Annotated in this window: 15 protein-coding genes and 1 tRNA gene; 5 read left to right on the plus strand and 11 right to left on the minus strand. The window is 69.7% G+C overall.

Annotated features, from left to right (window positions below; genetic code table 11):
- Window positions 1-29 precede the first annotated feature (29 nt).
- The 3 genes from OHS18_RS13740 to OHS18_RS13750 all read right to left on the minus strand — a co-directional run bounded on the left by OHS18_RS13740 (window position 30) and on the right by OHS18_RS13750 (window position 2,473).
- Window positions 30-170, minus strand: coding sequence for a hypothetical protein (locus OHS18_RS13740; protein WP_328617297.1), 141 nt, complete (start codon window positions 168-170; stop codon window positions 30-32).
- A 274-nt stretch (window positions 171-444) separates the two neighbouring features.
- The gene (locus OHS18_RS13745) at window positions 445-1,596 is read right to left on the minus strand and encodes a VMAP-C domain-containing protein (RefSeq protein ID WP_328617298.1); all 1,152 of its coding nucleotides are present in this window, start codon (window positions 1,594-1,596) and stop codon (window positions 445-447) included.
- Between the two features lie 586 nt (window positions 1,597-2,182).
- On the minus strand, window positions 2,183-2,473 hold the full coding sequence (locus OHS18_RS13750; RefSeq protein WP_328617299.1) for a hypothetical protein: 291 nt from the start codon (window positions 2,471-2,473) through the stop codon (window positions 2,183-2,185).
- A gap of 232 nt (window positions 2,474-2,705) precedes the next feature.
- Between OHS18_RS13750 and OHS18_RS13755 the strand changes: the two genes are divergently transcribed.
- Window positions 2,706-2,927: a hypothetical protein gene (locus OHS18_RS13755; protein ID WP_328617300.1), complete on the plus strand. Its 222-nt coding sequence runs from the start codon at window positions 2,706-2,708 to the stop codon at window positions 2,925-2,927.
- A gap of 468 nt (window positions 2,928-3,395) precedes the next feature.
- A complete protein-coding gene (locus OHS18_RS13760; protein WP_328617301.1) occupies window positions 3,396-3,791 on the plus strand; it encodes a hypothetical protein in 396 nt (131 codons plus the stop codon).
- Window positions 3,792-3,830: 39 nt separating this feature from the next.
- Here the strand turns inward: OHS18_RS13760 and OHS18_RS13765 are convergent, their stop codons facing one another.
- From OHS18_RS13765 to OHS18_RS13790, 6 genes are all read right to left on the minus strand, one after another.
- Window positions 3,831-4,898: a tyrosine-type recombinase/integrase gene (locus OHS18_RS13765; protein WP_328617302.1), complete on the minus strand. Its 1,068-nt coding sequence runs from the start codon at window positions 4,896-4,898 to the stop codon at window positions 3,831-3,833.
- Window positions 4,895-5,281: a hypothetical protein gene (locus tag OHS18_RS13770; protein WP_328617303.1), complete on the minus strand. Its 387-nt coding sequence runs from the start codon at window positions 5,279-5,281 to the stop codon at window positions 4,895-4,897. The genes OHS18_RS13765 and OHS18_RS13770 overlap by 4 nt, the downstream gene beginning before the upstream one ends.
- A 224-nt stretch (window positions 5,282-5,505) precedes the next feature.
- Window positions 5,506-5,589, minus strand: a tRNA-Leu gene (locus tag OHS18_RS13775).
- 81 nt (window positions 5,590-5,670) lie between these two features.
- Entirely contained in the window at window positions 5,671-7,374 is a 1,704-nt protein-coding gene (locus tag OHS18_RS13780) for an AfsR/SARP family transcriptional regulator (protein WP_328617304.1), read from the minus strand.
- A gap of 28 nt (window positions 7,375-7,402) precedes the next feature.
- Window positions 7,403-8,473 carry an LLM class flavin-dependent oxidoreductase gene (locus OHS18_RS13785; protein WP_328618521.1) on the minus strand — a complete coding sequence of 357 codons (1,071 nt, stop codon included), beginning with the start codon at window positions 8,471-8,473 and terminating at the stop codon, window positions 7,403-7,405.
- 11 nt (window positions 8,474-8,484) lie between these two features.
- Window positions 8,485-9,432, minus strand: a complete 948-nt coding sequence (locus OHS18_RS13790; protein WP_328617305.1) for an NmrA/HSCARG family protein — start codon at window positions 9,430-9,432, stop codon at window positions 8,485-8,487.
- A gap of 162 nt (window positions 9,433-9,594) precedes the next feature.
- Here OHS18_RS13790 and OHS18_RS13795 point away from each other — a divergent pair, with 162 nt between their 5' ends.
- On the plus strand, window positions 9,595-10,377 hold the full coding sequence (locus OHS18_RS13795) for a cellulose-binding domain-containing protein (RefSeq protein ID WP_328617306.1): 783 nt from the start codon (window positions 9,595-9,597) through the stop codon (window positions 10,375-10,377).
- Between the two features lie 150 nt (window positions 10,378-10,527).
- Here OHS18_RS13795 and OHS18_RS13800 read toward each other — a convergent pair whose 3' ends face one another.
- Both OHS18_RS13800 and OHS18_RS13805 read right to left on the minus strand, forming a co-directional pair.
- Window positions 10,528-10,713 (minus strand): hypothetical protein, encoded by a 186-nt coding sequence (locus OHS18_RS13800; RefSeq protein WP_328452742.1) that lies wholly within the window; start codon window positions 10,711-10,713, stop codon window positions 10,528-10,530.
- Between the two features lie 29 nt (window positions 10,714-10,742).
- On the minus strand, window positions 10,743-11,339 hold the full coding sequence (locus tag OHS18_RS13805; protein ID WP_328617307.1) for an HSP18 transcriptional regulator: 597 nt from the start codon (window positions 11,337-11,339) through the stop codon (window positions 10,743-10,745).
- Between the two features lie 105 nt (window positions 11,340-11,444).
- On the opposite strand from OHS18_RS13805, the gene OHS18_RS13810 reads away from it, so the two are divergent.
- Window positions 11,445-12,236, plus strand: coding sequence for an ANTAR domain-containing protein (locus OHS18_RS13810; RefSeq protein WP_328617308.1), 792 nt, complete (start codon window positions 11,445-11,447; stop codon window positions 12,234-12,236).
- Window positions 12,237-12,302: 66 nt separating this feature from the next.
- Complete coding sequence (locus OHS18_RS13815; RefSeq protein WP_328452736.1) at window positions 12,303-12,941, plus strand: maleylpyruvate isomerase family mycothiol-dependent enzyme; 639 nt, start codon at window positions 12,303-12,305, stop codon at window positions 12,939-12,941.
- Window positions 12,942-12,954 lie beyond the last annotated feature (13 nt).

Raw genomic sequence — 12,954 nt, forward strand, 5'->3', positions numbered from 1 at the left:
GACATGATGTTTTGCAGGCGGGCGCCTTCCTAGACGAGCCGTGTGCCGACGGTGTGCCGGAATCGGTGCGAGGTGACCAGCTTGACGCCGGTCTCGTCGACGAGACCGGCATGCAGGCAGGCACCGGCTACCAGTTCCGCCACCGCGAACTCCAGGACCACCTGGCCCACCACCCTCAACCAGCACAAATCAGTGGCTAACGATCGGCCGAGTTGCCCTGGCGGCCACATCGCCAGCGCCAACTCCCGTCAGCTCATCACCGAAAGGCGTGCACGTCCGACCGTGAAGTGAGGACGGTGGCCAGACGAGCCTGGGCCGACGGTGGCAGACCAGGCTCGCGTCGCGTTTGACCAGCGCGTTGAACGCGACAGGGTGATCGTGGCGGCACTGTTGGCCGGACTGGCAGTTTTGGTCAAATCGATGACCCACAACCAGCTCGCCACCCTACCCGGCTTCGGCGGTGCCCGGCCGACGCCCATCTTCCGAAGGACGCTGTCCTGCCAGGTGGCCGTCGCCGCTATCCCCCAGCCACGCAAGCCTGTTCGGATCGTCCCACAGCAGAACCAGGTCCCGGGTGATGGCGGCGAGTCCGACGTCGCCCTCGAATCCCTTCAACATCAACGCCCTGGCGCGCGCAGGCAGCTCGGCCATGCCGTCACCTCCGGTGAGTTCGCCTACGAGATCCCGCATCTCTTCGGGCGAAGCGTGCGGGTGCCACAACACCGCGGGAATCCCGGCCCGCAGCGCCGCGGCGAACGGGTCCGTTCCGGGGGTGGGGGTCGCGGAAGCCGAGTACCCGGCCAACACCAAGACGTTCCAGTGGGAGTCACTGAGAATCGCATCGAGCCGATGCCGCGCCTCGATGTGATCCGGCATGAAGTAGTAGCAACGACCGGGCGAGGGATCAGACTGCAGTGACTGCCAGCGTATCCGCCATGCTCGATGCCACTGCCTAGACCGCATCCGTTCCAGAGAACGCAAGGCGATCTCATAGTCCATGATCAGGAGCCGGCTGCCCTCAGCTTCTGGCTCTTGCCGCCACCTGTGGACGGGCAAGCCCAGCAACCGCCGCGGAAGGACGAACTCGATGACCACCGGGCACGTGCGTCCAGACCATGCAACTTCGGCTTCGGTAACGAGACCGGCTACGTGCCGCTCGAGGTCCGCAAGGGGTAACGAGCAGGAGCTTCCGCTGGGCGGCGGCCACTCCTCGACTTCTTCCTGGCGCCACGAAGTGACAATCACGAGGTTGGGATCGATCGCGTCCGGTACTACGAGCACCATCAGGTGCAGCGGGGTTTCCCGTGGTCCGGGCGTGCGCGTGCCGTGCGCCGCTCGGTATTCCTCGAACGGCCACTTGGGTGTGTCGAGTAGTTCAGCGGGGTTGATCGCCAGTACGAAGGCAAGGACCGCGACTTCTTCCGCGGTGATCGTCTTGCGCACCCCCGACTCGATCTTGGCGATCGTGCCGCGGGTGAGAGTCGGGCTGCCGGCCCGCACGCATGTGTCGGCGAGCTGTTGCGCTGTCCAGCCCCGGGCAGCGCGCGCCTGCTTGATCCGGTCGGCCAGCAGTTCGGTGACCGTTTCCTGCGCCATGAGCCCCACTTGTTCTCGTACCGCCGCGGCATGTCGACCACAGCCACCCGCAGTATAGGACATGTTCTAATCTGGAACAGACCTTGTTCTGAATCGGAACATCCTGGATGCTGTAAGCGACACGCGGCCGAGAGGAGGTGCACAGTCGCCACGATCCTGCTACCCCGACTATCTCGCGGGACCGCACTGGTCGTCCGCGCAGTCGCGGCTGCCGTCCCCGCAGCATTGGGGGTAACCGTGGCTACGCTCATCCTGCTCGTCGCACTGTTCATGAGCGAGAGGCGCCAACGTTACGCACTCCGGGCCGCGAAGAGCATCTTCGACCTGACGGCATCCATTACACGGCTGCCAGCCGAAGAATCCCCGACCGATCGCTGATCTGGAAACCCGCCTGGGCAGCAGGGTGCGGACCCGCGACCACTCGGGCCTGCTTATGGCATCCAACCGAAGAAGGAACAGCCAGCACCGCCAGAGGCTGACAACCCGCCCTGGTGCGCAGCCGGCCGCGCGGCGAAGCCTTGATCGTTGAGGCGCTTCGTCCCAGAGTCGAGTAGGGGTGACGCGGACCGCGTTACCCCTACTCCGTTTACAGGGGCGCCAAGATGGCGATCAGGAAAAGCACCGCCGCGACCACGCTCGCCGCAGCCAGTACCAGACGCCGAACCGCGCGAAGCACCAGCCGGGCTTGATCGAGCTGGCTTGCGGCGCGCTCACCCCACGCGTTCGAAGACTGCTGCTGCTGTCGCACCACCTCGCTCCCCCTGGTGATCGCTACCATCTTGCCCTCCTCCCTGGCCGCGTGCGCGGCCGTCTCGTCTCGCTGGTCCCGTTCGTCGGCGCCGCCATGGTCCGGCACGCCGCCGGTCTGATCGTTCATGCAACCAGGCTGCTGCTCGGGTTAGCATTGACTATGTCGTGCGCTGCAGCAGGTGCTCCCAACGCCGCACCTCGACGCCAGCGACATGGATCCGGACGCCACTCTGCGGCGAGCCCGTGAGGCATGGGTGTCCCCTGAAAGCATCACAGACCTCGTCATCCGATGGCTTCCTTTGGCCCGTCGGGAGCCGAAAGCGGCCGATGCAATCGCCTTGCTCGCCAAGTGTGGCCCGATGCCCTGGCAGTTCACCGCCGCTCTCGACTGGGTTGAACAGGTGGTCGACGGACGGTACGACATCTTCGCCAATCGAAGCTGGTTCTTGACCGATTGGCTCGGTCTCCTGCGCGATGCCGGACTTGGCGTTACCGACGGCACGGGATGGCGCCGCCTCGTAGACGGCCTCGCCGCTGCCGGCGACCGCCGGGCCGTCGAGCTCCAACGCTTGGAGGAGTGATCGCCATGGCCCGACGGCGCGACACGCCCGAACCCGCACATCGATTTCCATGACTTCAGTCGTGACGCGAAACTCTGCCGAACAGAGTGGCCAACGGTGTCGCCACGGAAAACGATGAGGCCAAAGGTGCTGGTAGAGGCCATAGTCTCAGCTGCCGACCACCCTCCTAAGGCGGTCGTCGGAAGCTCGAATCCGTAGGCAGAACATTGCCGATGTCGTTTCCGTGCGGCAAGCTTGGTAAGAGGTAACTAAGTCAGTCTCCACCGATGCCCTCCCACGCCGAGAACACGTGGATGCAGGATGTCGAGAACATGGAGTGCCGCAGAGGCCGATAAGCCTGAATGCCCGGCAACACCTAAGCCAGCGATTGGGACCTTCCCAGGTGGGGTTGCGCCCCAGTCGGCGGATCGGATCGTCGCGGCACTAGCTCTACCCGAGCGAAAGCGGAACCTGGACACTGTCGTTCCGTTGCCAGTCGCAGATCTCGGGCCGTTGGTGGACGGCGGCTCGGTCATCTTCAGTCTGGTCCGAGTCGCCGAAAACGGCGTGGTCGCCGCGCGGATGGCTATGGAAGCACTGGGCTGGGTCACCGGCTTGACGATCCGGCTCAGCGTGTCGTCGCGTCTGCTTGTCGTGGCGCCGTGCGACTCGCGAGGGCAAGCGTCCGTTCCGCCGAAGATGAGCTTGACGATGCCTGCCCGGCTGCGTGCACAGTGCCGGATACGCCCCAGCGACCAAGTACTGCTGGCGGCGCTGGTGGAGCACGACCTCCTGGTCGTTTATCCGCAACACGTCCTGCACGAGATGGTCACGGCCTATCACACGGAACTGGCGAGCACCCCACATCGGACGGCAGCCAAATGACCGGTGGGCGCGGCGGCTTGCCGCCGCGCCCACCGATCGTCACTCCACCTCAGCCCGCGCAGTCCTGGCAGGGGCCAGCGGGTGCGGTTCCCCGGTCAGGGCTGCGAGGGCCTCGGCGACCTCGCTAATGTCGGCTTTCACGTAGCTGGTGGTGGTCAGGTCACTGCCGGACTCGGAATGCCCTGCGTAGGCGCGGGCGACACCCATGCCGAAGTTGCGCTCCACCCAGGTCAGGGTGGTGTGGCGGAGCCAGTGCGCGCTGACCTGCAGAGCCCTGGCCCACTCGAGCTCGTTCTGGACCCGGCCGAAGATGTAGTCGTAGCGACGGGACGTGATCGGCTTGCCGCTGCTGTAGCGCAGTAGCTTCCCTTGCGGGTCGCCGCTGCCGCGTTCCTCGTCGTGGGCGATGAGGTGACGCATCAAGGTGGGCGAGACGGGCTGCCAGCGTTCAGTCTCGCCCTTCTCGCGCAGCAGGACCGTGCACTGCCTGCGGTCGAGGTCACGGGGCCGCAGGGCGAGGGCACCGCCGCGGCGGCAGGCGCTCTCCTCGTGGAGGCGGCAGATCAGCGAGTCGAGTTCCGGGTCGTCGCCGGTGCTGGCGACGACGTCGTTGAGCTCGGCCAGTCGGTTGCCTGCCAGGGCACGGCGGGTCGAGGCATTGCGGCTGGGTTTGGTGACGCGCATGGCGGGATTGCGGCGTTCGTCGAGGCGCCCGTCGTTGACCAGGTGCTTGTAGAGGCAGCGCATGGCCGCGATGAAGTTCTCCGCCGCGTTGCGTCCACCGCGGGAGTTGCGCCGGACCCGGGCGGTGCTGCGCACGGTCTCGGCCATGGTCTTGATCTCGCTGGCGATGATGGTATCCATGCGCCGATCACCCCACTTGGCTTCGGCCTTGTTCCAGTACGAGCCATAGGAGGCGGCCGTGCTCGGAGAGACCAGGCCGGCCACCACCGGGATCCACTCGCGGATCGTCGGCATCGGCCGCTGATCAGGCAGGACGTCATCGTCGATCCGGACGCCGGGGACGAGGTCGGCGGGATCGACACCGAGCCGTGAGAGCAGCAGCCGGGCCGCTTCGAGGTCTTGCGGGGTCGCGGGTGCGTTCATGATGCCTCCTCCTCGGGGGCGGCCAGCGAGGTGTGAAAGGTGCGCAGCATCGCCTGCACGGCGGCTTCCGGGTGGACGATGAGGACGTCGTGGGCGGGGTCGGCGACCAGCAGCAGCCGGCTGCCCGCCAAGGCGCCGCAGCCTTTGCGGACCGGGGCGGGGAGGGCGACGTAGGGCTTGCGGGGCATGACGAACACCCCGTCCGGACGTCGGCGGATCACGACCGAGGTCTGGACGAGGGTGATCAGCAGGCGGTCACCGGGGCTCCAGCCGAGCGCGGAGACAGCGCCGCGGTCCTGCAACCGTCCCCCGCCGTCCATCAGCGCGATCGACAGCCGCGGACCGTCCACGGCGCCGAGATCGCGCAGCGGCGGGAGGCCCATCGGGACAGGCGGAGACGACGACTCAGCTGGAGACGGCGTGGCAATCCGGCCGGGCAGAACCAGGGGTGAGAGGAAGGTGCTCACGTCACACCTCCCCTGCGAGCTGCGCGAGGGGAGGGCGCGTTCATGATCAGCGTAGCCGAGGCGGGCTGAGGCTGAACGCGAGAAAGACCCGCCGTGGCGGGCCAGTTACTCTGTGGTTTGGGAGATCTCCCACGTATTTGTGTCCGAGGGGGGACTTGAACCCCCACGCCCGTTAAGGGCACTAGCACCTCAAGCTAGCGCGTCTGCCATTCCGCCACTCGGACCTGCTGAAGAAAGAGTACCCGGCCGCCCCGTGGGGGTGTTCAGGGGGGTCTGGGTCGTGGGACTGGGGAGGGCTGGGATGATCATGCGTTTTGCGTCAACGCTGTATCGATCCAGTCCTCCTGGCCTGCTCGGCTTCGGGCGAACTCGCGTAGGGGTTCCTGGTAACGGTAGGCGTCCGGGCCGGCTGGGTTCAGCAGGTGGGCGTCCACCAGGGACTCCAGGATGGCCGCCGTTGCCGGTAGGGGGAGGTTCAGGGTTTTGGCGGCTGTGGCTAGTGGGACCAACGGGGTCGGCAGGTGGGACAGCACTCGGAATGCTCGGGACTGCGTCTTGGACAGCTGGGACAGGGCCGACTCGTAGGGTTTCTCTATTGCCCAGCACTCCGGCGGGGTGACTGGTGAGCCGGGGGCTGGGCGGCCCAGGCGTTGCAGGGCCTCGGCCATCGTCCAGTCCGGGCGGGACGCCACTCGGGCTCCTACTGCCTGCAGGACCTGGGGCAGGCCGGCGGTGCGACGGATCAGTTCCTTGGTCGCGGCGACGTCTTCGTGGGCTCGGGGGCCGATCAGGCGCTCCAGTAAGAGCTGAGAGGCCGTTGGGTCCAGGGCGCTCACTTTCCGCCACTGGGCGTGTGGCAAGCCGTACAGGCGCTGGCGCGCGGTGATCATCACCGCGGGGCCTCCGGCTCCGGGGAGCAGGGGGCGAATCTCGTCGGCGTCTCGAGCGTCGTCCAGGATCACGAGTAGGTGGCGGCCGGTGGTTCGGGTGCGCCACAGGGCCGCTCGCTCGCTGGATGACGGCGGCAGGTCCGTGACGCCGATGCCTCGCAGCAGCTCGGACAAGGGGTCCGTCGAGACCGACAGGTCCGTGAACAGCTGGCCGTCGGGGAAGGAAGCGGCGATCGTGTGGCCTAGCTGGACTGCCAGGGTTGTTTTGCCGATGCCCGCCAGGCCTTCCAGGGCGACCACGGGGACTGCCGCGCCGGATGTTCGGAGGGTGTCGGTCAGTGCTTGGCGCAGGTCCTCGCGGCCGACGAACTCGGGGAGCTCGGGTGGCAGTTGGGTGGGGCGGGTGATCGTCGCCGCGAGGGTCGGGTCCGACGACAGGATGCGGCGCTGCATTTCGCGCAGCTCGGGGCCTGGGTAGAGGCCCACTTCGTCCTCCAGCCGGCGCTGGATGCGGGCGTAGACGTCCAGGGCCTCGGCCTGGCGACCGGAGCGGTAGAGGGCCAGCATCTGCAGCTCGCGGGGGCGCTCGCGCAGCGGCTGCTCGGTGATCAGCTCGGACAACGCCGCGGTGGCTTCGGCGTGGTGGCCCGCTTCGATGTCGGCGGCGGCCAGGTCTTCGATCGCTTTCAGGCGCAGTTGCTCCAGGCGGACGCGCTCGGCTTCGAAGCCGTTGACGCCTGACAGCGGCGTGCCGTGCCACAGGGCAAGGGCGGTGCGGAGGGAATCAGCGTCGCCCTTGGCCAGGAGGTGCTGGAACTCCGTCAGGTCCAGCGTCGGCGCGACGATCGCGTAGCCGCCGCCCAGCGACTTGATCGGGGTGGCCGGCTCCAGGGCGTGGCGCAGGCGAGAGATGTACGAGCGGACCATGCCGGTCGCCGCTTTCGGCTCCGCGCCGCCCCAGAGCGCCTCGACCAGCTGGGCCGGTGAGAGCGACGTGCCGCCTTGGAGGAGCAGGACCGCCAGCGCCGCCCGTTGCTGGGGTGGGCCCAGCTCGATCTCGACGCCGCCGCGCCAGGCGCGTACCGGGCCCAGCACCTCGAACCGCACTGATTCGGTCACGCTCAGCGCAACCCCCGGCGGCGGGCGGCTATTCCACCGCGGCGGGCGAGCGGTGGGTCGGCGCGTCCGGGACGTGCGCCGGGCGGCCCCGTGCGAACTCCTTGCGCAGCACCGGGACGACCTCCGCGCCCAGCAGGTCGATCTGCTCCAGCGCCGTCTCGTGCGGGAGGCCCATGCCGTCGACGTTGAACAGCTGGCGCTGGTAGTCGCCGAAGTCCTCGCGGAAGCGCATCGTCCGGTCGATCACCTGCTCCGGGCTGCCCACCGTGAGCGGCGTCTGCTCCATCGTCTCCTCGAGCGAAGGACCGTGGCCGTAGATCGGCGAGTGGTCGAAGTACGGGCGGAACTCAGCGAGCGCGTCCTGGGAGCGGCGGCGGATGAACGTCTGGCCGCCGAGGCCGACGATCGCCGTGTCGGCCGGGCCGTGGCCGTGGTGTTCGAAGCGCTCGCGGTAGAGCGCGATCATCCGCCGGGTGTGCTCGACCGGCCAGAAGATGTTGTTGTGGAAGAAACCGTCGCCGTAGAAGGCCGCCTGCTCGGCGATCTGGGGGCTGCGGATCGAACCGTGCCAGACGAACGGCGGGACGCCGTCGAGCGGACGTGGGGTCGAGGTGAAGCCCTGCAGCGGAGACCGGAACTTGCCCGACCAATCCACGACTTCTTCCCGCCACAGCCGCCGCAGCAGCGCGTAGTTCTCCACGGCCAGCGCGATGCCGTCGCGGATGTCCTTGCCGAACCATGGGTACACCGGGCCGGTGTTGCCGCGCCCGAGCATGAGGTCGAGGCGGCCGTCCGCGAGGTGCTGCAGCATCGCGTAGTCCTCGGCGATCTTCACCGGGTCGTTCGTGGTGATCAGCGTGGTGGACGTCGAGAGCACGATCCGGCTGGTGCGCGCCGCGACGAACCCCAGCAGCGTGGTCGGCGACGACGGTACGAACGGCGGGTTGTGGTGCTCCCCCGTCGCGTAGACGTCGAGGCCGGCCTCTTCGGCGCGGACGGCCGTCTCGACCATCCGCGTGATCCGCTCGTGCTCGGTCGGCGCGCGGCCGGTCACGGGGTCGGTCGCGATGTCGCCGACCCCGAAGATCCCGAACTGCATCCCGAAATCCATCACAGCCCCTTGAAGGCGTCGTGGTGGGCGGCGAGCCAGGTGCCGAAGTCCTGCAGCCGCGGGTTCAGCTCGCGCACGACCTCGGGGTCGCGCGCGCCGGCGAAGACACTCTCGTACTCGGCGTAGTAGAAGAACATGTTGGCCAGGTCGTCGGCGCCCGGGAAGCCCTGCGCGCGCACGGCTTCGACGCTGATCGGCCGGTAGGCGACATCTTCGCCGAGCTCCTTGGCGAACGCCGCCGCGTACTGCTCGCCGGTCAGGTTCTCGCCGGAGATGCTGATCGTACGGCCGGCGAGCTCGGGGCCGCGTTCGAAGACGCCGAACGCCGTCCGGCCGATGTCCTCGGCCGCGATCGCGGGCAGCTTGCGGTCGCCCATCGGCAGGTGCAGGGCGAGGACGCCGTCGTCGTCGCGGACCGGGCGGAAGAAGTCGGCGAAGGACTCGAAGTAGAACGTCGTGGACAGGAACGTCGTCGGCACGCCCGCGTCGACGAAGAAGGCGTCGGCCTCGGCCTTGCCGTCGAAGTGCGGGACCTTGTAGCGCTCGTTCAGGGTCGGCACGCGGTCGTCGTCGAGGCGCAGGTGCAGCCGGGTGTCGGGCAGCGTCGACCAGATGACGTGCCGCAGGCCCGCGGTCTTTGCGGCCGCGGCCATCGCCCGGGCCTGCTTCTGCTCGCGCTCGACGTCGTTGTACTCCCAGAACGCGCTGACGAAGTAGGCGCCGTACGCGCCTTGCAAGGCCTTGGCCAGGCTTTCTTCGTCGTCGAGGTCCGCGGCGACGACTTCGGCGCCCCGCGCGGCGAGCGCCTGCGCCGCGTCGGAGCCGGGGCGGCGGGTGATCGCCCGGAGTGCGAAGCGGCCGGCGGGGTCGTCGAGGATGGCGCGGGCGAGGCCGCCGCCCTGCTGGCCGGTGGCACCGACGACGACGATGGTCTTCTTCTCGGTCATGGGGTTCTCCTGGTTTCGGTGACCGGCACATCCGGTCGTGAACCCAGGTAACCGCCGCGATGTTGGCGGCTCGTGCACGCCGGATGCACGCCGCGTGCACGCGGTTTACAAGACCCGTGCGGATTCCTAGGATTCGCCGGGCACCAGGACGGGAGGTTCTGCATGGCGCGTCGCGCCCGGCGAGACGACGACGGGATTTCCGTCGACGAGCTCCTGAAAGCGACCGGCGCCACCGCGCGGCCCCTGACCGGCGGTTCCCCGCCGCCGCGGTCGCCGGTGCCCGACGGGTTGTCGCCCGCGGAGCGCGTGGACCGGATCGAGCAGCGGGCCCGGGAAGCCGCCGCCGCGCAGCAGCGGGCCGGGTCGCGGATCCGGTGGGTCAGCGCGGTCTGCGGACTGGTCGCGGTGCTCGGCGGCGTCGTCGTGATCGTCGTGACCACCAGCTCACCCGGCCGGGAAGCGTCGCCCGCGCTGGTGCCGTTGCTGCCCGCGACCACCCCGAAGCCGTCCACGAGCGCGCCTCCGCCGCCCAGCCCGACGCCGATCCCGACCGTCATGGCGGGCCGGCAGACCGCCCCGTCGACGAAGGCGACACCGCCGTCGTCGAGCGCGGCCCCTCCCCCGGCACCGTGCTCGGTGCGGTTCACCGTGCAGAACCAGTGGAACGACGGCTTCACCGCGGCCGTCGCCATCACCAACAAGGGCTCGAAAGCGCTCTCGCCGTGGACGCTGAGCTGGACCTTCACCGGCGGCCAGCAGGTCACGCACGGCTGGGACGGCGACTACGGCCAGCGCGGCGGGCGCGTCACGGTGGACGCCGCCGAGTGGAACACCACCCTCGCGCCCGGCGCGACCGTGACCACGGGGTTCAACGGCGCGATCCGCGGCGGCAACCCGGCGCCCGGCGCGTTCACGCTCAACGGCGCCTCCTGCGACGCGGGCTGACCGCGGGATTGGTCCCCGTCCGGGCCGGGTAGCCGCCGGAGCTGACGCAACCCCACCACGAGACGAACGAAGACGACTCCAGCGGCAACCCGGTGGACGACCGGACCGAGGACGAGCGGGAAGACCGCGACCCGGACGCCGACTGATCCCTCAGGTGGTCTCCTCCGGACGCCGGGTCATCGTCGGCTCGGGGTCCGCGCTCCGGCGGTCGGAGTCGCGCAGCACTTCGCGCGCCTGAGCTTCGGGATCGGCGCTCTCGACGGCCTTTTCCTCGGGCAGCAGCTCGGCCCGGCCCGCGGTGCGCTCGTCGGGGTTCTGTTCCGCTTCTTGTGCCATATCCGCCTGGTACCCACGCGGGTGGCGGCTCAGTCCCGGGAGCGGCGGCTGCCGGCGGCGTCACGACGTAACCGGGCCGCTTCGGCGGAGATTTCACCCACCCGGGTACCCAGATCGCCGGTCAGGTGCGGCCGGGCCGCGACCAGGGGTGAGAGCAGGCTCGCCGGGTCGTCGTCGCCCAGGGCGGCGACGAGGTGATCCGCGCTGACCTGCGCGGCCGGGTCGAGGCCGTCGAGCGCGCTCACGCGGCCGGCGAGCTGGCGCAGCACGGCGGCGTTGCGCCGCGCCCAGTCCGCGACGGCCCGGTCCCCCGCCCGCCGGTCGCGTTCGGCGTCGACCCGCGCTTCGCCGGTCTTCTCCCCGGTGCTCGACGGCTGCAGCCGCAGGTAACGCCGTTCGGCGGCCTGCCGGCTGGCGACGCCCAGCGCGGGCGCGAGCGTCACCCAGCTGGCGCCGGCCGCCCGCGCCGCCGTGATCAGCTCCGGCTCCCAGCCGGCCAGTTCATCCCGCAGCAGCCGCAGCCCGTTCAGCGCGGTGACCAGCTGCTCCCGGTCGGCCGCGCCCGCCCGCGCGGCCGTGACCGCGTCCCGGATCCGGCCCAGTGCGCCGGTGGTGGTGTCATCCATGGTCGTCCCTTCGACGACGGGTATCTTGTCGTCGTAACGACGACATGCTAAAACGACCGTGCGTGCCGACGCCAGAGTTTCGAAGAAGCCGAGGAAGGTTTCGAGGTGAACGGAAGACCCGCGGCCGACGACCAGGCGCCACTGACCGCACTGCTGCACGAACTGCTCGACCGTGTCGCGGCCGAGGTGCCGGGCGCGCTCGGCGCCGCCGTGACCGTCCAGCACGGCGACGGCCCGTTGCGCGTGGCGGCCGCCCGCGGGCTTTCGGCCGCGTGTATCACCGCCCAGCTGGACCGGTTCGGCGGCCCGGTGCCCCTCGCCTGCCGTACGGGCGAGCCGGTGATCGCCGCCGACGTCTTCGCCGACGAACGGTGGCCCGCGCTCACCCTCGTCGGCATGACCGAGCACGCCCCCGAGTTCGCCGCGGACTGGCTGCGCATCCGCGGGGTCGCCGCACTGCCCGCCGCCTGGGACGCCGACGGCGGCCTGGTGCTCTCGGCCACGCTCGACCGCCCCGCCACCGAAGAGACCATGACCGTGTTGCGGCGCCACGAAAAGCTCACGGCGATGGCGCTCGTCCTCGCCGAGTCCGCGTGGCCCGACCAGACCGAGCAGATGCTGGACCTGCTGCAGTCGCGGGCCGCCTTGGAGGAGGCGAAGGGCATCGTGATCGCGCTGCGGCGCTGCAGCCCCGACGAGGCCTGGGCGACGCTGCGCCGGGCGAGCCAGGAGTTCAACGTCAAGGTCCGCGAGCTCGCCGTCGCGCTGGTGGAGCTGATGTCCGGAGCGCCGGCGCCCCAGCCGGACGGCGAACGCACGATCCGGCCGGGCAGCGCGGCCCGCACCGCCGCCGAACAGCTGCTGCAGGTGTTCGACGGCGCACCGGCGGGGTTGTAACACTTCCGGGCGTCCCGACGACCTGCGTGCACCGGGACCAGCCCGGAGGAAACGCAGGAGGTCCCGATGGCGGACGCCAGTGCCTGGCCGGAGATCCACCGGGAACGCGCCGCGCTCGCCGACGATCTCGCGAACCTGCCGGCGGCGGCGTGGTCGACGCCGTCGTTGTGTCGCGGGTGGACAGTCCACGAGGTACTCGGCCACGTCGTCGCGACCGCGAAGCTGACACCCGGGTCGTTCGTCGGGCGGCTGGCCGGTTCCGGATTCCGGTTCCAGGCGATGGCCGCGAAGAACGTCGCCCGCGAGACCGCGGCCGGCCCGGAGGCGACGCTCGCGCAGCTGCGGGAGCACGCGAACGACACCAGCGGGCCGCCGGGGCCGACGGATTCGTGGCTCGGCGAGATCGTGGTGCACGGCACCGACATCCGGCGCCCGCTCGGGCTCGAGCGGGCGTTCCCGATCGCGACGCTGGTGCAGGTCGCCGAGTTCTACCGGCGGTCCAACCTGCTGATCGGCGCGAAGAAGCGGATCGCCGGGCTGACGCTGCGGGCGAGCGACGCGGGCTGGTCGACCGGGAGCGGGCCCGAGGTGACCGGGCCGATGCTCGCCCTGGTGCTGGCCATGACAGGCCGCGACGCGGTGCTCGACGAGCTTTCCGGGCCGGGAGTCGAGCAGCTGTCGGCTCGCTGCGGGGTGGCTTCCTAGGCGATCCGGGTGG

Origin of the sequence: Amycolatopsis sp. NBC_00355 (assembly GCF_036104975.1) — a bacterium.
Classification (GTDB): domain Bacteria; phylum Actinomycetota; class Actinomycetes; order Mycobacteriales; family Pseudonocardiaceae; genus Amycolatopsis.

Coding starts and splice junctions, on each gene's coding strand:
- OHS18_RS13745 (WP_328617298.1), bottom strand. CDS start 1,596: ATGGCGCAGGAAACGGTCACCGAACTGCTGGCCGACCGGATCAAGCAG.
- OHS18_RS13750 (WP_328617299.1), bottom strand. CDS start 2,473: ATGAACGATCAGACCGGCGGCGTGCCGGACCATGGCGGCGCCGACGAA.
- OHS18_RS13755 (WP_328617300.1), top strand. CDS start 2,706: ATGCCCTGGCAGTTCACCGCCGCTCTCGACTGGGTTGAACAGGTGGTC.
- OHS18_RS13765 (WP_328617302.1), bottom strand. CDS start 4,898: ATGAACGCACCCGCGACCCCGCAAGACCTCGAAGCGGCCCGGCTGCTG.
- OHS18_RS13770 (WP_328617303.1), bottom strand. CDS start 5,281: ATGGGCCTCCCGCCGCTGCGCGATCTCGGCGCCGTGGACGGTCCGCGG.
- OHS18_RS13785 (WP_328618521.1), bottom strand. CDS start 8,473: ATGCAGTTCGGGATCTTCGGGGTCGGCGACATCGCGACCGACCCCGTG.
- OHS18_RS13790 (WP_328617305.1), bottom strand. CDS start 9,432: ATGACCGAGAAGAAGACCATCGTCGTCGTCGGTGCCACCGGCCAGCAG.
- OHS18_RS13795 (WP_328617306.1), top strand. CDS start 9,595: ATGGCGCGTCGCGCCCGGCGAGACGACGACGGGATTTCCGTCGACGAG.
- OHS18_RS13800 (WP_328452742.1), bottom strand. CDS start 10,713: ATGGCACAAGAAGCGGAACAGAACCCCGACGAGCGCACCGCGGGCCGG.
- OHS18_RS13805 (WP_328617307.1), bottom strand. CDS start 11,339: ATGGATGACACCACCACCGGCGCACTGGGCCGGATCCGGGACGCGGTC.
- OHS18_RS13815 (WP_328452736.1), top strand. CDS start 12,303: ATGGCGGACGCCAGTGCCTGGCCGGAGATCCACCGGGAACGCGCCGCG.